Raw genomic sequence first — 21181 nt, 5'->3', positions numbered from 1 at the left:
TCCGCCGACTCCTGCTGCTGGTCCGCCTGGACACGATCCTGCGCTGGCATCGAGATCTCCTTCGACGCCGTCACGCGGCGACGTGTGTGCCGAAGCGGCGCGGGCGACCATCGACCTTCCGCTCGATCCGGGCTCTTGTCCTGCGCCTGGCCCAGGAGAATCCGTCGTGGGGCTACCCGGCAGATCCACGGGGAACTCGCGGCACTGGGGATCAAGGTTGCAGCGTCCACGGTATGGGAGTTCCCCAAGGAGCACGGCATCCCGCCCGCCCAGGAACGCAACCGCACCGCCTGGGCCGATTTCCTGCGAAGCCAGGCCGAGGCGCTGCTCGCCTGCGACCTCTTCGAGGTCCGCACCCTGACTGGGGCGCGCCTGTACGTCTTTGCGGTCATCGAGCACGCGAGCCGGCGCGTCCGGGTCATGGGCGCGACCGCGCATCCGACCGCGGACTGGATCGTGCAGCTCGGACGCAACCTCGTCATGGACCGTGAGGACGCGGGCAGCAAAGCGCGGTTCCTGATCCGCGATCGCGACTCGAAGTTCACCGCGGCGTTCGACGCACTGCTGGCGGATGCCGGGCTGCAAGTCGTGATCACGGGCATTCGAGTGCCCCGCATGAACTCGATCATGGCGCGCTGGATCCAGACTTGCCGACGCGAACTGCTGGACCGCACGCTGATCTGGAACCAGTGCCACCTCCGGCACGTGCTCCGGGAGTCGAGACGTTCTACAACCAGCACCGGCCGCACCGGAGCCAGGGCCAAGCCGCTCCGCTGCGACCGCTTCCCGGGCCGGTCATCGTGCCGGCCCGAATCCGACGTCTGCCGGTTCGCCGACGAGACCGACTCGGGGGGACACTGCGCGAGTACCATCGTGCCAGCTGACCAGGCCGGATGAACGATCGGCACCCGCACCGTTGGCGGCTCCTGCGCTGACGGGCTGCCCAGATCACGGTGGGAGGGACCGAGTTGACACCTCCCCACTTCCCGATCCGACCGAGTTTCGTCTTCACATGTTGGGAGGGCGACGGGATTCGAACGTGCGACCCCTTGACCCAGTTACGGGGCCCAAGCGAAAACCTGGATGCCGAGCGAACTCTCCCGCATCTCGCCAAGACACCGATCGAATGCGCCGACTCCCTGCAATCTGATCCCGAACTGCCATGCCGGATCGACACACAGGGGCCAGTTCTTCTCGAACTCGAACTCTGCGCAGCGCACGACACCCGCGGAGGGATCGGAGTCGGCATCGACCGCCCACCGGATGCGAGTGATCCGGAACGAGTCGTATGCGTCGGCGAGGAAGGGCTCACTGAACGAGCCGACCGAGAATTCCTCGTCTTCACCCTCCAGGGCTTCAGGCACCTCCACGTCCGACACCAATCGCATGGCCAACTGACTGTAGTTGGCCACCGAGTCGAGCCGCAGGTAGCCGTCTTCGAGGGCGAGGTAGACCGATTCGGACAGGGGCGTGAATCGCGGATGCGGGCGGTCGCGGTCGATGAAACCAGGGACCTGGACATCCCAGACTCGGACGGACGACAGGGCCGCGAACAGTTGATCCAGCGAAGTCATCGGGTTCTCCTCACAGCATCTGGATTCCTGTGTCCATGCCTGCCCCGGACTCCAGGAGTGTCCAGAACTCGCCATCCTGCCTGAGCAACAGCGTCAACCCCTCACCGCGGAACACCTGTGCGGCCGGATGCCCTACCTTGAAGGTGCCCAGGCCCTCGGAGTTGAGCCTACCGGAACTGATCATGTCCTCCAGGTCCTTCCTGAAGGTCGCTCCTTCGTCCTCCTTCCACTTCGGGTAATTCTTGCCGAGCACCTTCTCCAGCAGGCTCCGGTGTTTCAGGTAGTGCGCCTTGAAGTTGTTGCCGGCGGTGATGTTCGGGTGGGGAGAGAGCCCGTAGGGGTCGGACCACGTGTGTGGGTTCGTGACGTAGGCGTCGGGGTTGGGACCGGGAAGAAGACCGAGAGGGTCAGGGGTCGCGTAGCGGGCGGTCTCGGGGTCGTAGTAGCGGTGGAGGTTGTAGTGAAGCCGGGTCTCCGGATCGAAGTACTGGCCTGGGAAACGCAGTGGGGTGTAAGTCGTGCAGTCGGCGGTCCAGGTCGTGGAGCCCCACAGAGTGCTGGCGGCGCGCCAGGCGATGGTGGAGGTCTGCGGATCGATCAGTTCTGTCGGGGTGCCGACGAGGTCGGTGACGATGGCGAAGAAACGGCGGTCGATCTGGTCCTGAGCGGTGATGGTCTCGGTCTGGGCGAGCGGATGCAGTCCCTGGTGGTCCCAGCTCAGCGTGTGCGGGCCGGGGAGGTGGGGCGATGTGGCCGTCTGCTCGGCAAGCAGCGGACCATCCCAAGTGAAGTCCGTGCGCTCGAGGACGGACTGGTTGTCCTCCGCCAGCCGGGACTTCGAAATGCGGCGCCCCAGCGGGTCGTAGGCGTAGCGCCAGCGGGCACCGTCCGGGGTGGTGATATGGGTGAGTCGGTCCTCGGCATCCCAGGCGAACCGCCAAGTGTCCGGTTTGCGCGAGAGTCGGGTGACCTGACGCAGAGTCATTCGACCTGCGGCGTCGTACTCGTACCGTGCCTTCCCCGCTGTCACCAGTTCGGTGCCGCTGTAGCCGCGTGCACCTTGGGCCGGCTGCGAGGCGCCGGTGAGCGCGGGCCAGTGTGCATCCGTCAGGTTGCCGGCCGGGTCGTAGGTGTAGGTCTCGGTCCAGTCGACGGCGCTCACGGCAGTGACCCGACCGGCGGGGTCGAGATCGAAGCTGCGTGCGCCGCTGAGCAGGTCGTCCAGGCCGGCCAGGTTGCCGTCCGGTTGGTAGCGGTAGGCGCGGCGCTGCAGGACGGACTCGCCGGCGTGGACGGTCTCCCCGGTCAGACGGTGCAGTGAGTCCCAGTCGCGGGTTATGGCCAGCGGCTGGTGCGGCAGCGACTGGGACGTGGCCGACGCCGCCGAAGCGGCTGGCGTAGCCGGCGACGCTGACGGTGTTCGAGCGGTGACGGTGCGGCTGCGTTCGCGCCCAGCCGCATCATGGACGAACTCGAGGGTGCCCCCGGTGGTGGCCATGGTGACTGCGCGACCGGAAGGGTCGTAGCCCCAGGTGGTGACGTGTCCAGCCGGAGTGGTGCGCCGGGTGCGGCGGCCGAGCGCGTCGCGTGTGTGTGTGAGCGTGCGGCCGTTGACTGTCTCGGCGAGCAGGTGGCCCAAAGGATCGTAGGTGCGCATCAGTTCGGCGTCAGGATTGGCTGCCCGCACGAGGTGGCCGGCCGCGTCGTAGGCGTAGGTGGTCCGACGTCCGTCAGCATCCTTGGAGACCATGCGGCCGAGGGCATCGTAAGCGAAGGTGGTGCGGATGCCGAGCGAGTCGGTCAGAGCGGTCATCTGCCCGGCGGCGTCCAACTCGTAGCTTCGGGCGCGCCCGTGGAAGTCGCGTTCGCCGACGACTCGTCCCGCCGGGTCGTAGTCGTAGCCCCAGGTGCGCCCCAGGGGGTCGGTGACAGCGGTCAGTTGCATGTGCGCGTCGTGCCTGAATGTGAGACTCGCGCCGTCCGGGGTGGTCCGGGAGGCCAGGGTTTCGAAGTGGGTGTACTCGAACGTGGTGGTCTGCCCCGACTTGTCGGTATGGGAGAGCAGATTGCCTTCGCCGTCCCATTTCCAGAAGTCGCAGGATCCGTCCGGGGAGGTGCGGACGGCCGGGAGGCCCTCCGCTGTCCAGGACATGCGCGTGATTGCGCCGAGCTGGTCGGTGACCGCGACCGGGCGTCCGAACGCGTCGCGTTCGACGCCGACGGTTGCACCGTTCGGGTCGGTGGTGCGGATCGGGAGTCCAGCGGCGTCGCACTCGACCCGCAGGGTCGTGCCCAGCACGTCCGTGACCGAGGCCAGGTGACCGCGCTCGTCGTAGTGGAAGCGGGTGATCGCGCCCATCGGGTCGGTCAGCGAGATGCGCCGACCGGCCGCGTCGTAGCTCTGGTGCCACACGGTGCCGTCAGGCTCGCCGACGACCAGCGGCAGGCTCAGCGCGTCGTCGTACGCGGCGGTGGCCTGGGCACCGTCCGGACGGGTCACCGTGATCAGGTCGCCGGACTCGTCGTACGCAAAGCGGGTGGTCCGGCCCAGAGGGTCGGTGACGGTCAGTAGCCGGTGGAACTCGTCGCGTTCGTAGTGGGTGGTGTTTCCCAGCGGATCTACCTCGGCCACGATCTGCGAGCGGGCGTTGACGTGGTACTGCGTGGTGTGACCGAGGGCGTTGGTCTCGGTGTTCACCCGCAGGCCGGTCTCGGGGTCGGGCTCGCCGTAGCGGAACTGGAAGCGCAGGCTGCCGTCCGCGCCGCCCTCGTCCACGACGCGGCCGCGCTCGTCGTAGAGGTAGCGGTAGTGGCTGCCGTTGCGGTCCGTCCAGGAGGTGATCCGGCCCGCGGCGTCGTTGGCGAACACCATCGGGAGCCCCGACGAGTTCCACACCTGCGTCAGATGGCCGCCGGTGTAGCCGTACCGCAGCAGCAACTGGTCTCCGCCGTCCGGCGCACCACCTGCCAGCCACAATTCGGTGATCCGCCCGTCGGCGACCGCCACCCGCAGGCTGTACCCGCCGCTGTGGTCGATGCCGAGTGGGGTGCCGTCGCGGTCGTACTCCAGCGCGTACGAGCGGCCGGAGCGGTCGGACACACGCGTCAGCAGGGCGATGCGCCCGTCCGGCTGGACAGTGAACTCGCGAATCAGGCCCTGCTGTCGGTCGGTCAGGGTGTAGACGCGGCCCCGGGAGTCGGTCCCCAGATCGAGCCTGCGTCCGGCGCTCGCCTGCACCACGGTGCCCGGCTCAGGGTGCGGATAGGCCTGGCTCACTCGGTCCGCACCGAGATGCACCACGCCCAGGCCGTCGATCTCCAGGCGCTCGTCGAACGTGCACACCCAGCGCCGGCCCATCCACCGACCCGCACCATAGCCCGACTCGAAGCAGCGGGTGAACCTCAGCGGCAGCGAACCCGGCAGCAGCACGTCGGTCTGGTCGATGAACATCCGCCCCGTGGCCATGTCCACCGGCTCACCACCGCCACAGACCGCATCATCCCCACGCCCCGCCTCGTGCGGATCGGCCACCTGCTCGCGTCCTGAGCCTCCGCCCTCCCCGCCCTCGCCGGGGTGGCCGAGCCCGCCACCCCCACCGGCATGCGGATCCTCGACGTGAGGCGCATGCGCGTCGTGCTCCGCGGACTTCGCCAGGCCCTCGACTGTCTTTGCTTCGTTCTCGGCGGCGTTCTCCGCTACCTTCGTCGCACCCTTTTCGGTGTCCTTCAGGATCCCGTGGTAGGCATCGGCGAAGTCCTTCGCCAGGCCCTTCCCGGCCTTCTCCGCCGCATCCTTGACTGCCCTGGCTATCTGACCCACGCCGGCCCCCGTACCGCCGATCCCCAGTGATCTTCAGGAACACGCTATCAACGCGACCACCGATGCGGGCTACGACGTGAACACCGACGCGTCCTACGACATTCAGGAACTCCTGGACCGAACTCTGACCTGGAACGAAAGCCACCTGCGCCGCGCACCACGCGACTTCGAGCAGCATCACCATGCTCGCCGGACCCACCAAGCCATGAACCAAGGGGCACCGCTACGCGCGGTGCCCCACTGCTCGATCCTGGGCAGATCACCCAACTGGACATACGCCGTGGCGACCTGTGGGTGCCGAATGCCCGCATGTGGCTGAACGCGTGCTCGCCCAGCTCGGCGCCCAGGTGGTCGCGACGGTGGTGTGCGTCGACGGCGAGAATGCTGCCAGTCGCCTTTTCGCGGGCAGGGTCGATCTCCCAGCCCGTGTAGCCCGCGATCACTTCGTCGAGGTCCGCGACGGCGACGTGCTTGTTGCGCTCCGGGGCGTGCAGCGTGGCGAGGAGGTTGCGGTAGTGCTCACGCCACTGGCCGTGCTGCCGGGTGAAGATGACCTCTCCGACCGGGGAGCGGAAGGAGCTCTCGTGGAACGGCCCGAAGGTCTCGATGGTGAGCTCGGTCAGCCGCGCGGTGGGGGAGGCGGCGAGGCTGGGGACGATCTGCGTCGCGGCCTCGGTGAGAGGGACGACGACGGTCTGCTCGTGCCCGGGCCGGGCTCGTCGACCGCAATGTCGGGCCGACCAACCCGCCCCAGGTCGCCTACAGCCTGGCGGAACTCGGTGTCAGCCTGGCCGGGCCGCTGACCGAGCTCATCCGGTGGTTCGGCCGGTACGGAGACGAGCTCCTCGCCGCCCAGGAGCGCCACGACAGCCAGCAGGCGTCACCGCACGCGTAACGAGCTGCCCCCCTGCGTCGGGGGGCGTCGCGCTGTTGGCTGTGTCCGGTCGCGCAGGGGTGGAGTCGCCGGAGTCGGGCGACACCCGTCAGGAGGATGCGTGAGGCTTGCCAGGTCGGGGCTTCTCGTGCCTCCCCTTCTTGGGCGTGTGCTTGCCGCCGTTGCTGTTCCGGTTGCTGTTGATGTTCGTGTTGATGTTGGTGACGGCGATCGAGGGGGGCTTCGGCTCGCCGGCGGGGGGCGCCGGGACCTCTAGGACGTACGAGACGGTGACCTGCCCGTTGTTGTTCGGGGTGCCGACCGCCGAGCTGGCGAACGTCGCCCGGGTGGCCGCCAGGGTGGCGAAGCTCGCACCGCCGCCACCACCGCCACCGGCGGCGATGACCGGCGCGACGGACGTGGTGGCACCGGCTCCGCCGCCCCCACCGCCGGTGAAACCGCCACCGCCGCCACCGCCGCCGCCTGCCGTCCCGCACCCCGTCGTGGCCGCTCCTCCGGCGCCGCCGACGCCCACCGCCGGGCCCGCGTGGGTCGCGCCGTTGAGCCCGTTGCTGGTGGTGCAGCCCGCCACGGCCCCTGAGGTTCCGCCGGCCCCGCCGACCGTGCTGGTGCCCCCACCGCCGCCCTGGCCGGGCACGGCATTCGCACCCGCCGATTTTCCGTCAGTGCCGTTGGACGCGTTCACCGCGCCGCCGTTCCCGCCGTTCCCGCCGGGGACGAGGCGGCTCCCGCTGCCCCCCGCGCCGCCGCCACCGCCGGCCACGACGAGGAGCCGGCTCGGGGTGGCGACGCTGGAGCCTCCGCCTCCGCCGGACCCGTTGAAGAACGTTTGGGCCGCAGCCCCGCCTGTCCCGCCTCCGTTGAAGCCCCCGCCGCCGGAGCTGCTGCAGGCCTTGCCGCCAGTGCCGCCGACGTCGACGGTGAGCGTCGTGTCGCTCCCCATCGGCGGCAGCGTGGCGACCACCTGGGCCCCGGTGCCGGCCGTGCCGATGAGCCCGCCCTGGCACGCGGTCCCGGTGTTGTCGGCGCCGCCTGCGCCATCGGCGGTGATGGTCACCACGGCTCCGCGCGGGACGTCGAGGGAGGCCGGTTGCCCCGTGTAGCTGAACGTCTGGCTGATCCTGACCACGGAGGGCAGGCGGACCGCGTCGACGGAGCGGGCGTGCGCGACAGCCGGGGCGACCGCGACGACCGTCACGGCACAGAGCGAGGCGGCCCGGAGGGTGGTTCTGCTGGGCATTCCTGAGGACTCCTTCAGATTCGGGCAGCGAGTGGCGCCGTGTACGCGTTGGAACCTGCGAGGGTGCGCACACCTGGGAAGGCACACATTCGGGCCATTCACGGCTTGAGAACGGCGAGAGCCGATAAGGCGTCAGCTGCTGTGCCGACGTGGTGGATCCCTTCCCAGGCCCAATGCCCGGCCTGCCCTGATCCGGCCCATCCCCACCCCTAGGTGCGACCGCCGAATGGCCACAGGCCTCGCCCGCGGACCTGTCCTGACCGGGCCGACGGACACGGGAGCGCCGCACCGCGCGCATCGAATCCAGGGCCGTTCGGAGCATCAGCCCCGCGTGGCCCCGCACGGCCCGTCAGAGGCCCGCGAACTGTTCACGGGTGAGGCCATCCTCTCGGGGCAGCAGGGGCCCCGTCCGCTCCCACGCCGCGCCCGGCAGCTCACCTCGACCCACCGCAAGATCAATGATTGGGCTGACCTCAGTACTCGAACTCGATCCCGTAGTACGCATCACCATGGCCGAACAGCGGATCTACCTGCGCCAGTCCCAGATGCCGCCGGACAAGCGGGTCCCAGTCACGCTCGTGGAGCCACTCCACTGTGCGTCGGTAGCGCTCCGAGGCGATCGGTGGCCCCGTCGCCACCGCCGTTCGGGCGCTACCGGTGAGCCTTAGAAGGCCCGCGTGCTCCAGGACGGTGACCAGGACGAACGCCGCCGCGCGCACCCTTGGATCGTGCGCCTGCAGTTGCGTGTAGTACGTGGGCATGCCTGCCTGGACTGCGGCTGAGACACGCTGTTCGAGGTCCTCGCTCGCCGGGCAGCCGTCCGCCCACGACGTCTCGCCGGTGCCCAGGTACACCAGGAGCCCCAGAGCCACCGCCTGCACCCCGGCCCGTTCCGAGGAGCTGAGCCGCACCAGGATCGGCACGACCGGCGCGGCCGGGAGCAGGTAGCTGCCTGAGTGGCCGTGGAAGACCAGGTCGAACAGGCGGTCGCCCCACTGGCGGGCCTCCGGGTACTCCTCCGCGGCGGCCAGCCCCCGCAGCACGTCCGGTATGTCGACCCCGCCGCCGGGGCAGTGGTCGGGACCGCAGCAGAGCTGCGCCCAACGGACAGGGTCGAGATCGTCCCCGAGCAGTTCCATCGGGCCAGGCTACGGGGCTGCACCGATCAGATCGGGCGGGTCCTTGCTTCACCAGACCTGTGGCCAGCGAACCAGCCAGGTGATCATTTGTCAGACAGGTCCCAGGAGGGGAGCGGGAGAGGTGTCACGATACGTCGGAGGGATCGCCTCGGTGGAGTCGTCCACGAAGGCACCGACATGCCGCCTGAACCGCATGGATGAGGTATCGGCAGGCGCAGAGTGCGCGGCCCGACCGGGGAGCGAGGGGCATGGTGATCAAGCGTCGTCACGGCCACCGCACACCGCAAGGACCGGCGTCAGCCTCGGGGATCGACGACCCCTGCCTCGCGCCGATAGTCCGATGGCGCCATGCCCGTCCACCGCCGGAACGCCCGGGTGAGCGCTGAGGGCGTCGAGAAGCCGAGCCGAGCCGCGATCGCGGTGACCGCCAGGTCTGGCTGGGACAGAAGCGTCACTGCGCGCTCCCGCCGGAGGCCGTCGGCCAGGGCGGCGAACGATGTGCCTTCCTGCGTGAGCCTGGCCTGGAGGGTGCGGGGGCTGACAGCCAGGGCGCGGGCAACCTTCCCGAGGCTGGGCTGCGGTGCATCTCGGAGCAGATCGGCGACGGCCGTCGCCCAAGGCACCTGCTGGTGGGCGATGCGGCGTTCGGCGTAGGGGCGAAGCATGGAGCGCACAACGGCGTCGGCGTCCGGGAGGGGGGTGCGCAACGACTCGGTCGGGAAGACGCAAACATCGGCGGGCTGGCCGAACGCGATCTGTCGGCCGAAGGCCCTCTCGTAGTCGCTGATGTCGCCCGGCCGGGCTCGGCGCAGCGCCACGCGGGACGGCCCGGCCTCATCGCCGGCGATGGAGCGGACGATCCGGCACAACAGCGCGAAGCACGCCTCGACCGTGTCGGGGTCCGCAGGAAGGCCATTGGGCGCGCGCAAGGAGAGTGACACTGCGTGTGGCCGCCGCGCCAGGAGGATCTGTTCCCGGCCGAACATCGGATGGAAGCGTTCGAGGTCGTCGAGCAACGAGCCGATGTCGGGGCTGTTGATGGCGATCGGACCGACCAGGCCGCCGAGAACGGTGATCTCGGCCCACGCCGCGAACGCCAGACCGGGCCGATCCAGACCGGCGGCGCGAAGCGCCTCCCACGTCGCCTCCGGGGGCGACACCGGCGCGCCGTGGGTCGCGGCGAACCGGGCGAGGTGGCCGGCGACGGGATCTGCGGGTGCAGACAAGTGGGTTGCGTCCACGGAGCGGTGTCCCTCCTCCTCCGGAATCGAGGATTGCGGCATGGAACTCGACAGGCCGGCAAGGCCGCTGCTCACCTACGGTACCTATCCCGCGCTCGCGTTCGTCACGGCCGCCGCCCTGTGGTCCGCCGTGCGATGGAATCTGGACCGCAACGCCGTCATCGGCGTGCTGACCGCGGTGACCATCGTCACCGTGTTCACCGTCGAGCGCGTCAACCCCCTTCACGACCGCTGGTCCATGACCCGGGCCAGCTTCCTCGGCCGCGACCTGCCGTTCATCGGACTGGCCGTCGTCGTCGAGCAGTTGGCCACTGCCGGTGTGTCCTTGGTCGCGGCGTCGACGATGCCCCAGAACGGCTTCGGCCCCCTCGCCCGGACGCCCCTGCCCGCCCAGGCGGTGTTCGCTCTGGTCGCCCTGGACCTGCTCTGGTACGGCTACCATCGCGCCGCCCACACGATCTCCCGGCTCTGGCGTGTCCACGGCCTGCACCACGCGCCGTCCCAGCTCTACGTCATGATGCACCAGGTGTTCCACCCGTTCGATCTGCTGGTGTCCCGTTTCGTGATCTCGCTGATCGTCTTCAAATCCAGCGGGATCTCGCCTGATGCGGCCTTCATCGCGATCTCGGTTCTCGGCCTGCAGCAGACGGTCAGCCACGTGAACAGCGACCTGCGCGTCGGCAAGCTCAACTACGTGCTCATCGGCACCGAGACTCACCGCTATCACCACGCGGCGCACGAGCGGGGCAACTACGGCTCGGTGGTCGCGATCTGGGACATCATGTTCGGCACCTTCGTCTACGAGCCGCGCCGCATTCCGGGCGCATTCGGCTTGGAGAACCCTGACTCCTTCCCGGATCCGCGCCGCTTCCATGCCGCGTTGGCCTGGCCCTTCCGGCGTGCCACCGCCTGAGCGATCGCTGCAAAGCCGTGTCCCGTGCTCGGCTGGAGCGCGATTCATGGCTCGACGAACCGGTGCCTCCACCAGGCGCGAGCCATGAACTCGCCGGGTTTCGAGGTGCTGTGCGTGGTGGTCCGTCCGCGGGCGCCACGCACAGCGTCGGACGCTACCCCGGGCCACCGACACCGCCGGCAGCGGACCTTCGGTGCGGGTCGGTGCGCTGCCCGTGGTGTGACCTCTGCAGTGGGACCGCCGGCCCGGCACGAATCAACGCGCATAGACACCGGCGGTGTGCGGACGGTAAGAACTACCCGGGCATCCGCCATCACCGACGTCTGCGGCAAAGGAGCCGACCTTGGCACGCGCACGAACCCTGAAGACCCACTCCCGCACCCTCGCTACCCTCGCGGTCGGCGTGGCAGCCGGAGCCCTGGTCGGAGGCGGAAGCCTCGCCCTCGCCAGCAGCAAGGTCCCCACCAGCGACAAGCAGATCACCAACATGACCGACGAGGTCAGCGAGATCAAGGCGTACTACGGCGACACCGTGGACGCCAACGGTGAGCACTGGGCCTCGCCGAGCAGCAACTACGCCATCCAGGTGCAGGGCATCGAGGCCAAGGCGGAGAAGTACCTGGCGCAGAAGATACAACGAGACCGCAGCGGCAAGCGGGCCATCGTCCTCGACATCGACGACACGGCCCTGTCCACGTACAACTACGAGCTCGAGACCACGTTTGTCTACAGCCCGGCGAGCAACGCCCAGTACATCGCGACCAAGAACTTCCCGGCCGTCTTCGGAATGAACAACCTCGCCAACTGGGCCCAGGCCAAGGGCTACACCGTCTTCTACATCACCGGTCGCCCCGAGTCGCAGCGCGCCGACACCATCCGCCAGCTCGCATCCCAAGGCTTCCCCGACGCGGACGACAGCCACCTCTTCCTCAAGGACACCGCCAACCCGCCGTCCTACCTGGGCACCTGCGCCGCCCCGGCCTGGACTTGCACCACGACCCAGTACAAGTCCGGCACTCGCGCCCACCTCGAATCCCAGGGCTGGGTCATCACCGCCAACTTCGGCGACCAGTACAGCGACCTGAACGGCGGTTACTCCGAGCAGACGTACAAGCTCCCCAACCCCATGTACTACCTGCCCTGAGACACGCCACCGGCGGAGGCCGCGGCGGGGCTGCGGCGCTGGCACCCGTTCAGGCCCTCGCGCCCCGCACCGGGCGCCCACCGCGACAGGGCGCTGGCGGCGTCGCGCAACGAACCCAGCCGCGAGGCCGGGGTGGGCGTCCCGCACGAGCCCCCCGAGCGCATCACGCGAGTGCGGAACCGGCGAGCGTCGGCCCAGAGCCGGGCGGAGGCGCGGAGGTGCGGCGTCCGGCGGGTGGTGGGCGCCGCCCGCCGGACCGTGGGGTCAGCCTTCGCCGATGTCGACCTGTGAGGTGGGGAAGCAGTTCGGGGTGTGCTTGGTGAGCATGACGGCCAGGCTGCCGACGGACTTGTGGCGCGCGCCCGGTGGGGCCTCGTCGACGACGAGGAGGATGTCGCAGTGCGGGATCGCTGCGGGGTCGAGCAGCGCGACGCGGCCGTCCTTGGGGTCCAGGGACATCACGGCGCCGAGGTGGCTGCCGTCGACCGGGGTGACCTTGGTGGGGCAGGTGGCCGCGGGGGTCAGCACGAGGGCGGGCAGGCCCGCTCGCCGCAGGGCGCTCGCCGCAGGGCCGCCTGCAGGCCGGTCAGCCTCGTGCCGATGATCCTGAGGGTGACGACGTGGTCGGGGCGGACCGTCACCGCGTAGCCGGCGTCGCCGAAGGCGGGCGCGGGGCTGCCCGCGGTCGGGGATGTGGCCGGCAGCGCCTGGGGTGCGGTCGGCCGGCTGTCGGCGTGCGTGCCCAGGACGACGGCGGTGACGGCGGCGGCCAGCCCGAGCGAGGTGGCCGCGATGCGGCGGGTGTAACGCGGCCGGGCCGGGGCCGGGGTGAGGCTGGGCAGGGTGGCGGCGCGGGCGGCGAGTTCGTCGCCGAGCCGCTGCCGGAAGTTCACGGGGGTGTCCGTCGGGGTGTTCACGAGGCGGCCTCCAGGACGGCGTTGCGGGTCGGGTCGGCGGGCGGGGTGGCGCTCTTGAGGGCCTTGCGGGCCCGGTGCAGGCGCATTCGGGCGGTGGCGGTGCTGATACCGAGGGCGCGGGCTGCCTCTCGGGTGGTCAGTCCGTCGACGGCCACCAGGTCAAGGACGGCGCGCAGCGGCTCGGACAGGGCGGCGTGGTGCCCGGCCAACTGCCGGGCGGCGCGGTCCGCGTCGATGCGTGCCTCGATCGCGGCGACGTCCTGGCCGTCGAGCATGCGGTGGCCGGCGATCCGGGAGACGCTTGCCGTTCCCGGGCGCTGCCGCGGAAGTGCGAGGCCAGGGTGTTGCGGGCGATGCCGTACAGCCAGGCGGCGGGCGCGCCGCGCCGCGGGTCGTAGTTGTCGGCCTGTTCCAGCGCGGTCAGGAAGATGTCCGCGGTCAGGTGGACGCTGTCTGTGCGGCGGGTGATGAAGCCGAGGACCGCGTCGAAGTTCTGCCGGTAGAACTCGGCGAACCCGGACGGGTCTCGCACGGGTGGGGCTGGCGGGTGCTCCGTGGGCACGGACGCTCCTTGCGACGAACGAGTGACTGCTTACATCTCTACTTGGCTCCGACACCGAGGAGCTTCCCTTATACGCACACGTGTGCGGGGAGGCGTGGACGGCTTTGAAGGACACAATGACGCCGGTGATCACCACGGAGTATGACGGATGCGGGAAGTGCCTGGTGGGCGTGCGGCGGCTGTCCCGCAAGACGGACGCCACCTCGTCGCCCGAGCGGCAGCTCGATCAGGTCGTCGCCGCGGTGGCGGCGATCGGCGGGCACATCATCGCGTGGGCGGACGACTGGGAGGTATCCGGGGCGACCGACCCGCTGACCCGCCCGGCGCTGGGGCCGTGGCTGCGCGGCGAGCTCGGGCCGTACGCGGGGATCGCGGGGGCTGCCGTAGACCGGATCGGCCGGAACCAGCGTGACGTCCTGAACACCGGGTACATGATCAAGGACAGCGGCCGGCTGATGGTCAGCCACGGTCATGACGGTCCGTGGGATCTGGACGACCCGACCGACGAGATGCGCTTCTCGATGGAGGCGTTCGGCGCCCAGATGGAGCTGCGCGCCATCCAGAAGCGCAACCGGGACGCTGCGCTGAAGTCCCGCGCCGATGGTCGCCCGCGGGGCAAGACGTCCTACGGCTACCGCTACGTGCGGCTCTACACGGGCGGGAAGGTGGACCGCGTCGAGATCGACCCCGTGGCCGCCGAGATCATCCGGGATGCTCGTCGCCGTGCTGATCAGCGACTCGCGAGGCTGGCGTATTTGCGTGTGGAGTGGTGGCAGGCTCGGTGCCGAGCCCCGCTCCGTCATCCTGGTTTCACGGCGGCAGCGGTCGGGATGTCGCCTGGCCCAGCTTGTGGCCAGGCGACATCCCGACCAACACCTCTCGGGATGTCCGCAGCATCAGCGGCTGACCCTCGCGGCGGCACGGCACCTCCCACGTGATGGGAATCCGCGCAGCTGCGCTCTGGCGTAGATGGTCATGAACGCGCCATTCGTGCCATCGGTGAGGGCCTCCCACGGGGCACCCCGGACCGGTGCCTTCAGCCTCGTGCCGTCGCTGAGCCCGTGGTACTTCCCCTAGATGCGGCGGGCAGTCGCTCGCCTTCCATTGCCGAGGATTTTGGGCTGGAGTTCCCCTCTCTTCGATGCGGTCGAACCTCCAGACCAGGAGGGCGGTGATCCAGGTGGCGATGACGAAGCCGAGTATGTCGATGCTCTGGACCCAGTCCCAGTAGGGCCCTGCCAGTCGAGTTGCTGGGCGAGCAGACCGAGGAGTTCGACGGTGCCGATGATGAGCGCGAGGGCGGATCGGCAGGCACAGGCTCGAGCGTATGGCCCTGAAGACCTCCATGCGCCGATCGGGATCACGATGTTGAAGGTGGCGATGGTGTTGAAGCAGGCCCTGAGCGTGTGATGGGGCCGTTCGGCCGACCCGGAGGGGACGGCTGGTCCTGCCCGGGTCGGGCCCGAGCAGTGAGCCTTGGTGATAGCGGTGAAATCAGCCGCGCGTAGGACATCGCATGCACCGAAGGAGGGCAGCCCGATGGCCTCGCCTGCAGCCGATCCTCGTTCCTCCGCCGGAGCCCCGAGACGTTCCCGTCTGGCCATGGCACGTGCCCGCCACCACAGCGTGCTGCGGCGGCCCAGCGACCGGTGGCGCTCCGCGCTGCTCGAGATCCAGGTCCTTGCTCTGGTCACGGCCACAGTCCTGTGCGCACTGCTGGGAGTGTCGCTCTACCAGCAGGGACGCACGCACGCCCAGCAGGTGGCGCGAGGTCTGCGCCCCGTGCAGGCCCGCGTCATCGGCCAGCCGTACCCGGCCGGTGTGGGCGCTGATATGGCTCCCGTGAGTTGGACTGCCGCGAACGGTTCGACGCACCAGGACAGCGTCGAAGTGCCGCCCGCCGAGCGAGTCGGGGACCGGGTGCGGATCTGGCTCGACCCGACGGGCAACGTGTCCACCGGGCCCGCCACGACGGCGAACCTCGTCGGAACCGCCGTCCTCTCGGCTCTGCTCGTGATGGTCGGGGTGGAGGCGGTGCTGCTGGTTACCGGAGCGGTCGCGCGCTCGCGACTGAACCGCCGCGATCAGGAGGTATGGGCGAAGGAGTGGCTGGAGTACGAGCCCCGCTGGTCCCGCGGCTGAGCGACGCCCTGACCGAGGGCCGGTCAGCCCCGGGGGAGGGGCCGGCCCGGTCCACGCCGGCCGGGCGAGCAGCGGAGCAGGGCAGGGACGAGTTCTTGACGTGGCCCGCAAGGCCCGGGAAGCAGGTGGTCTCCTTGAGCAGTGACCTTTCCCCGAATTCCACCGCGTCCATCGGCGACGTGCAGCGGTCACCGAACCCCCGACCCGGTCTGCTGACTTTCCTCGGCGGGGTCGGGACCGTCACCGGCAGCAAGTTCATGGTCGAGACCGACCACGTCAGGGTTCTCGTCGACTGCGGTCTCTTCCAGGGCCAGAAGGAGCTGCGGCGTCGCAACTGGCGACCGTTGCCGCTCGATCCGCACCACGTCCAGGCCGTAGTGATCACACACGCCCACCTGGACCACACCGGCTACCTGCCGCGCCTGCTGCGAGAGGGGTTCTCGGGACCGGTGTTCTGCACTCCCGACACCGCACGCCTCACCGAGCTGATCCTGCGCGACAGCGCCCATCTGATGGAGGAGGAGGCGCTCCACGCCAACCGCGGGGGCTGGTCCAAGCACCACCCCGCCCAGCCCCTCTACACGGAGAAGGACGCCGAGGAGGTGCTCACCCGCCTGCGCCCGGTGGAGATCGGAGCGGACACCGAGGTCACGACCGGCACTGTCCTGCGTCTGCACCACGCAGGACACATCCTAGGCTCCAGTTGGGCACATCTGACCCTGGAGGACGGCGGCACCGTCGCCTTCAGTGGCGACCTCGGCCGCCCGGTCCACCCATTGCTGCTACCTCCGGAGCCGTTCTCCGGCGCCGACGCCCTGCTGGTGGAGTCGACCTACGGCAACCGGCAGCACGAGGACGCCCGGTCGCGTGAGATCTTCGCCGGAGCCGTCACCCGGACCCTCGCACGCGGCGGCAACGTGCTGATCCCCTCCTTCGCGGTCGACCGCACCGAGGTCGTTCTGTACGAGCTGGCGCGGCTGCGCCGCAGTGGTGTGCTGACCAGTGGCGTACCGGTTTTCGTGGACAGCCCCATGGCCCTGCGCGGACTGCGGATCTACCAGGACGCCTTCGACCGGCACTCGCCACAGCTGCGGCCCGAACTCACCGCCGACGGCGAGGCCGCTCTCGACGCCGAGCCGTTCACCGCCGCGCGCAGCCCCGAGGAGTCCGCCGCCATCCAGCACAGCCGGGTCCCCTGCGTCATCGTCTCCGCGTCCGGCATGGCCACGGGCGGACGCGTCGTGCACCACCTGCGTCGGCTGCTTCCGGACCCGCGCAACACCGTGCTGATCGTCGGCTTCGCCGCGCAGGGCACCCGTGCCCGCGAACTGATCGGGGGCACCCAGTCGCTGAAGATGTTCGGCACCTACGTCCCGGTCCGCAGTGAGGTGGTCAACGTCCCCGGATTCTCCGCCCACGCGGACACCGACGAGATCCTGGCCTGGTTGCGGGGCGCCCCGGAACCCCCCGACACGGTGTACCTCGTCCATGGCGAGCCCGAGGGATCCGCGCGGCTGCGGGACCGGATCGACCACGAACTCGGATGGAACGCCGTCGTGCCGCGCTCCGGCGAGCGGGTTCTGGTGCGCAGGGCCTGCCGCCGCACCGTGAGTCGACAGAATATGGAAGGAGCGCAGCGGAGATGACCGACACCGTGCGTCGGGGTGCGGATGATCAGGCCCGGCCGAGCCACCCCTGCTCGCTGCCGCGACACCGCCTCGTCCAGGACGTGATGACCAGCCAGGTGATCGCGGTCGAGCCGGATGCCGACTTCGCGGCGGCGCTCGCCGCTCTCCGCGAGACCGGCCACGACGACCTGCCGGTGGTCGACCGCCAGGGCAGGCCCATGGTCATGGTCTGCGCCCCGGACCTTCTCGCCAAGCTCGCCGCCACGGTGCTGCCCGAAGCCTCGATCTTCGATACCCATCTCACCCGTGACATCCGCCGCCGGGCGGCGGCCGTCACCGTGGCTGAGCTCATGACCAATCCGGTCTGCACCGTGCGACCCTGCGACACGGCCGCCCAGGCGGCGCTGCTCGCGCTGCGCCACCGCATCCACCAGCTGCCGGTCGTGGACGAGCAGCACCGCATCGTCGGCCTGGTGACGCTGAGCAACCTGCTGGAGGCCCTGCACCGCCCCGACGCCGAGATCGCTGACGAAGTCCGCACGGTGGCGCTGCGTCCCCAGTGCGGTGTCAGGGCAGCGACCCTCCATGTCGCCTGCGAGCGGGGACGCGTCCAACTCGACGCCCGGACGTCTTTGCGCAGCCAGGCCGAGCGCCTGCTTGCGGACGTCCGCGCCGTCGAGGGTCTCGTCGACCTGGCAGAGACCGTGCGCTGGGAGATCGACGACTCGCCGCGCCCCTGCTGAAGCTCGAACACCCAAGCCTGGAAGGGAGAACCCGCACATGAGCGCCCCCGACATCCCGCACCCCGAACGGCGCATCCTCGTCGGCTACGCGAGTCGCGGCGGCGCGACCGCGGAGATCGCCGAGTGGCTTGCCGAGCGGTTGCGCCACCAGCCCGAGCCCTTCGAGGTCAGTGTCGCCGAGGTGTCCGACGACCTCGACCCGACCGGCTACGACGCCGTCGTCGTCGGCTCCGCGCTCTACGAGGGCCGCTGGCTCCGCTCCGCCTCGCGCTTCGCCCGCCGACACCGCCACGACCTCGCCGACCGTCCGGTCTGGACGTTCAGCAGCGGCCCGCTGGACGACTCGGCGAGCACGGAGGAGATTCTGATCACCCACAGCGCCGACCGTGCCTCGCGCCGGCTTCTTGCCCGGGATCACGTGACCTTCGGCGGGCGGCTGGCACCGGACTCACGCGGATGGCTCGCCCACGCCATGGTCGAGGGCGGCCACGGCGGCGACTTCCGCGATCGCGCGCGGATCGACGCCTACGCCGACCAGATAGCCGGAGAGCTGTCCATGCTCCCGAGACGCCACCCGGCTGCGTGAAGCGCCCCCGCGTTCAGGGCCTGCCGAACCGTCCGGAGCCGCCTTCGCCGTTCCTGGAGTGTTGTGTCGCGTGCGTGTGCTCGGCGGCTTGCGATGCGATGACGGCAGCCTGGACACGGCGCTCGACGCCGAGCTTGGCGAGCATGCGGGAGATGTGGTTCTTGACCGTCTTCTCGGCGAGGTAGAGGCGTTGGCCGATCTCCCGGTTGGTCAGTCCCTCGCCGATGAGGGCGAGGATGTCGCGTTCCCGGTCCGTCAGCTCGGCCAACGCGTCCGGCTGCTGTGACGTCTGCGACGTCGAGTGGCCGCGAAGGCGGGCCATGAGCCGGGTCGTCGCGCCGGGGTCGAGCATGGACTGGCCGCGCCCGACGGTGCGGACGGCGGAGATGAGGTCGGTGCCGCTGATCTGCTTGAGGACGTAGCCGGAGGCCCCGGCCATGATGGCGTCGAGCAGGGCGTCCTCGTCGTCGAAGGAGGTCAGCATCAGGCAGGCGAGTTCGGGCAGTTGGGAGCGCAGTTCGCGGCAGACGGTGATGCCGTCGCCGTCGGGCAGGCGCACGTCGAGCACCGCGACGTCGGGGCGCAGCGCCGGGATCCGGGCCAGGGCCTGCGCGCAGGTCGCGGCCTCTCCGACGACCTCCAGACCCGGCTCGGCATCGAGCAGGTCCTGCACCCCCCGGCGGACCATCTCGTGGTCGTCCAGCAGGAAGATCCGCATCGTCCGAGCTGCCGGCTCGCCGGACATCTCGCCAGTCATCCCGCTTCCCCTGTTCCTGAGGCAGTGCGCGGCCGCGCACGCAGATCGACAGGCTTGTCCCGCGGCGCCGGGACTGCCGATAGGGCCGAACGGTCCCACGCTCGCGTGATCTGCGCAGCCAGGCAGGGCCGACCGGCCGGTGACCCTGCCCCGCCTGGCTCACGCCCGCAGGTGTATCGAGGGTGACAGTGGTGCCGTGCGGTCCAGGAAGCTGGCAGCGGGAACGAACCTTGGCGCAAGAGGCCGGAGGTAGTCGTCATGGCCGGGCAGACCCCCTGGAGCGGCGACACTGTCGCCGACGTGATGACCCACGCGGTCGCGGCCGTGGGCCGCGACGCCTCGGTCGACGAGGTCGTGGAGACCCTGCACGCCCGGCGCGTCAGCGCCCTGCCGGTTCTGGCGGGTGACGGCCGGGTGATCGGTGTGGTGTCGGAGGCGGACGTGCTCGCCGCCGAACTGCCGGACGGCCCCGGAGACACCACGGCCCTGACAGCGGGCCGGTTGATGAGCAGTCCGGCGGTGACCGTCCACCCCGAGGCGGCCCTCGCCGGCGCGGCGAGGGCGATGCTGCTGCGCGAGGTCAAGCGCCTACCCGTGGTCGACGCCGACGGGCACCTGCGCGGGATCGTCAGTCGCGCCGACGTGCTGAAGATCTTCCTGCGCGGCGACGACGACGTGGCCCGGCACGTCCGCTTCGAGCTGCTCGCCGCACTCGACCCGCAGACCGCGGCCGGAATCGACGTCGCCGTGGCCGAGGGGCGGGTCCACCTCTCCGGCCGTATTCCCGAGGTGCCGGGTACCTCCGTGCTGACCCGCCTGGTGCAGGGCGTCCCGGGCGTCGTCGACGTGGCGGTGGACCCGGTGCCTTTGGCCTGAGGCTGACCCGAATCTGAAGGCCATCCGTGTCCCGTCAGTGGGGGACCACGACGACGGGTGCATGGGCGAGGTGCAGGACGCGGTGCGGCACCCGGCCGATCGGAAGGCTGAAGTGCTGGGTGTGCCTTCGGTGCGCGCCGACGACCACGAGACAGGCGTCCGCAGACGCCTTGACGATGGCCTCCTCGGCCAGTCCCGCGCCTACCTGGAGGGTCACCTGGACGCCCGGGTGCGCGGTCCGTGCAGCGAGCAGCAACTTCTCCAGTTCGGCGGTCTCCTGGGCGTCCCGCCCGGCCTCCTCTTTCGGCGGTACCGCCAGGTGCCCGGGGAAGGCCTGCGGATACATCCACGAGCGGACCACCCGCAGCGGGACGCCGCGCCGCTCGGCCTCCGCGAAGGCGAACTCGACGGGCTCAGGCTCGCCCGGGGCGACACCGACGACGACGGGACCTCGTTCGTCGGGAGCGCCTTCGATCGGGACCAGAACGGCCGGCACGGGCGTGTGCGCGGCGACGCCCGAACTGATCGATCCGAGCAGGAAGGTCAGGAAGGGGTTCAGTCCGCGGCGGCCCGTGACCAGGAGACTCGCGTCCGCCGACGCCATCCGCAGCAGGCCCTCAACCGCCGCCTCGTCGATCAGTTCGAGCTCCACCCGCAGGCCGGGGTGGCGCTTGCGCATGTCATCGGCGGCGCTCTCGAGGAAGGCCCAGGCAGCCTTGCGGGCGTCCTCGGCCATGTCGTGCTTGTAGGCCTCCGGCAGACGGTAGGCCTGCATGCTCCAGGCATGGCCGATCCGCAGCACCGCGCCGCGCAGCCGGGCCTCGTCGGCCGCCCACTCCAGGGCGACACGGGAGTTCTCGGAGGTGTCGAGGCCCACCACGACGGCCTCGGTCGGCGAACTGTTCATCAGTGCCTCCTGCTCGGATGTCGGCGGGGCTGCCAGGCCTCGCGGACTCTGACGCTTCCAGGCTGTCATCGCTCGGGCCGCGTTCGAAGGGCTGACC

At 70.2% G+C, this 21181-nt stretch carries 19 protein-coding genes and 3 pseudogenes; 10 read left to right on the top strand and 12 right to left on the bottom strand.

Going from position 1 to position 21181, the window contains the following annotated elements:
* Nucleotides 1–11 precede the first annotated feature (11 nt).
* Nucleotides 12–884 (top strand): annotated as a pseudogene (locus TR50_RS22610) (integrase core domain-containing protein).
* Between the two features lie 174 nt (nt 885–1058).
* Here the strand turns inward: TR50_RS22610 and TR50_RS22605 are convergent.
* From TR50_RS22605 to TR50_RS50125, 3 genes are read right to left on the bottom strand one after another with little or no spacing between them, the layout of a single operon-like run.
* On the bottom strand, nt 1059–1574 hold the full coding sequence (locus tag TR50_RS22605; protein WP_042424707.1) for a hypothetical protein: 516 nt from the start codon (nt 1572–1574) through the stop codon (nt 1059–1061).
* Nucleotides 1575–1584: 10 nt separating this feature from the next.
* Nucleotides 1585–5394: an RHS repeat-associated core domain-containing protein gene (locus TR50_RS22600; RefSeq protein ID WP_152648568.1), complete on the bottom strand. Its 3810-nt coding sequence runs from the start codon at nt 5392–5394 to the stop codon at nt 1585–1587.
* Nucleotides 5395–5441: 47 nt separating this feature from the next.
* The gene (locus tag TR50_RS50125; protein WP_369405767.1) at nt 5442–5945 is read right to left on the bottom strand and encodes a GNAT family N-acetyltransferase; all 504 of its coding nucleotides are present in this window, start codon (nt 5943–5945) and stop codon (nt 5442–5444) included.
* 170 nt (nt 5946–6115) lie between these two features.
* Between TR50_RS50125 and TR50_RS44400 the strand changes: the two are divergent.
* Nucleotides 6116–6289: pseudogene (locus TR50_RS44400) on the top strand (winged helix-turn-helix transcriptional regulator); the annotation flags it as partial.
* Nucleotides 6290–6377: 88 nt separating this feature from the next.
* Here the strand turns inward: TR50_RS44400 and TR50_RS42815 are convergent.
* The 3 genes from TR50_RS42815 to TR50_RS45715 form a co-directional block, all read right to left on the bottom strand.
* Nucleotides 6378–7529: a hypothetical protein gene (locus TR50_RS42815; RefSeq protein WP_052441229.1), complete on the bottom strand. Its 1152-nt coding sequence runs from the start codon at nt 7527–7529 to the stop codon at nt 6378–6380.
* Between the two features lie 473 nt (nt 7530–8002).
* A complete protein-coding gene (locus tag TR50_RS46880; protein WP_042424704.1) occupies nt 8003–8668 on the bottom strand; it encodes a hypothetical protein in 666 nt (221 codons plus the stop codon).
* A gap of 296 nt (nt 8669–8964) precedes the next feature.
* A complete protein-coding gene (locus tag TR50_RS45715) occupies nt 8965–9909 on the bottom strand; it encodes a helix-turn-helix transcriptional regulator (RefSeq protein WP_160311154.1) in 945 nt (314 codons plus the stop codon).
* Nucleotides 9910–9949: 40 nt separating this feature from the next.
* Here TR50_RS45715 and TR50_RS22580 point away from each other — a divergent pair, with 40 nt between their 5' ends.
* On the top strand, nt 9950–10822 hold the full coding sequence (locus TR50_RS22580; protein WP_042424702.1) for a sterol desaturase family protein: 873 nt from the start codon (nt 9950–9952) through the stop codon (nt 10820–10822).
* Nucleotides 10823–11165: 343 nt separating this feature from the next.
* Entirely contained in the window at nt 11166–11966 is an 801-nt protein-coding gene (locus tag TR50_RS22575; RefSeq protein ID WP_174514849.1) for an HAD family acid phosphatase, read from the top strand.
* Between the two features lie 264 nt (nt 11967–12230).
* On the opposite strand, the gene TR50_RS22570 is transcribed toward TR50_RS22575, so the two are convergent.
* The 4 genes and pseudogenes from TR50_RS22570 to TR50_RS49020 all read right to left on the bottom strand — a co-directional run.
* Entirely contained in the window at nt 12231–12494 is a 264-nt protein-coding gene (locus tag TR50_RS22570) for a hypothetical protein (protein WP_042424699.1), read from the bottom strand.
* A complete protein-coding gene (locus tag TR50_RS22565; protein ID WP_042424697.1) occupies nt 12488–12883 on the bottom strand; it encodes a hypothetical protein in 396 nt (131 codons plus the stop codon). The genes TR50_RS22570 and TR50_RS22565 overlap by 7 nt, the downstream gene beginning before the upstream one ends.
* The gene (locus TR50_RS49025; RefSeq protein ID WP_236654536.1) at nt 12880–13158 is read right to left on the bottom strand and encodes an RNA polymerase sigma factor; all 279 of its coding nucleotides are present in this window, start codon (nt 13156–13158) and stop codon (nt 12880–12882) included. Before TR50_RS49025 ends, TR50_RS22565 begins: the two co-directional genes overlap by 4 nt.
* A gap of 95 nt (nt 13159–13253) precedes the next feature.
* Nucleotides 13254–13415: pseudogene (locus TR50_RS49020) on the bottom strand (RNA polymerase sigma factor); the annotation flags it as partial.
* A 155-nt stretch (nt 13416–13570) separates the two neighbouring features.
* Here TR50_RS49020 and TR50_RS44375 point away from each other — a divergent pair.
* The 5 genes from TR50_RS44375 (at nt 13571) to TR50_RS22535 (ending at nt 18544) form a co-directional block, all read left to right on the top strand.
* On the top strand, nt 13571–14383 hold the full coding sequence (locus tag TR50_RS44375) for a recombinase family protein (protein WP_236654535.1): 813 nt from the start codon (nt 13571–13573) through the stop codon (nt 14381–14383).
* 664 nt (nt 14384–15047) lie between these two features.
* Nucleotides 15048–15587: an Rv1733c family protein gene (locus TR50_RS22550; RefSeq protein WP_052441227.1), complete on the top strand. Its 540-nt coding sequence runs from the start codon at nt 15048–15050 to the stop codon at nt 15585–15587.
* A gap of 134 nt (nt 15588–15721) precedes the next feature.
* The gene (locus TR50_RS22545; RefSeq protein ID WP_236654534.1) at nt 15722–17233 is read left to right on the top strand and encodes an MBL fold metallo-hydrolase RNA specificity domain-containing protein; all 1512 of its coding nucleotides are present in this window, start codon (nt 15722–15724) and stop codon (nt 17231–17233) included.
* Nucleotides 17230–17958 (top strand): CBS domain-containing protein, encoded by a 729-nt coding sequence (locus tag TR50_RS42800; protein WP_052441226.1) that lies wholly within the window; start codon nt 17230–17232, stop codon nt 17956–17958. Before TR50_RS22545 ends, TR50_RS42800 begins: the two co-directional genes overlap by 4 nt.
* A gap of 37 nt (nt 17959–17995) precedes the next feature.
* Nucleotides 17996–18544: a flavodoxin domain-containing protein gene (locus TR50_RS22535; RefSeq protein WP_042424694.1), complete on the top strand. Its 549-nt coding sequence runs from the start codon at nt 17996–17998 to the stop codon at nt 18542–18544.
* A gap of 13 nt (nt 18545–18557) precedes the next feature.
* On the opposite strand, the gene TR50_RS22530 is transcribed toward TR50_RS22535, so the two are convergent.
* Nucleotides 18558–19301 (bottom strand): response regulator, encoded by a 744-nt coding sequence (locus TR50_RS22530; RefSeq protein ID WP_042424691.1) that lies wholly within the window; start codon nt 19299–19301, stop codon nt 18558–18560.
* 258 nt (nt 19302–19559) lie between these two features.
* On the opposite strand from TR50_RS22530, the gene TR50_RS22525 reads away from it, so the two are divergent.
* Nucleotides 19560–20177 (top strand): CBS domain-containing protein, encoded by a 618-nt coding sequence (locus tag TR50_RS22525; RefSeq protein WP_042424688.1) that lies wholly within the window; start codon nt 19560–19562, stop codon nt 20175–20177.
* A 34-nt stretch (nt 20178–20211) separates the two neighbouring features.
* Here the strand turns inward: TR50_RS22525 and TR50_RS22520 are convergent, their stop codons facing one another.
* Nucleotides 20212–21084 carry a universal stress protein gene (locus TR50_RS22520; RefSeq protein ID WP_042424685.1) on the bottom strand — a complete coding sequence of 291 codons (873 nt, stop codon included), beginning with the start codon at nt 21082–21084 and terminating at the stop codon, nt 20212–20214.
* Nucleotides 21085–21181: the final 97 nt, after the last annotated feature.

Source organism: Streptacidiphilus anmyonensis, assembly GCF_000787855.1.
GTDB lineage: Bacteria > Actinomycetota > Actinomycetes > Streptomycetales > Streptomycetaceae > Streptacidiphilus > Streptacidiphilus anmyonensis.
The sequence above is the reverse complement of the archived record's forward strand: the minus strand, read 5'-3'. Positions and strand labels throughout refer to the sequence as shown.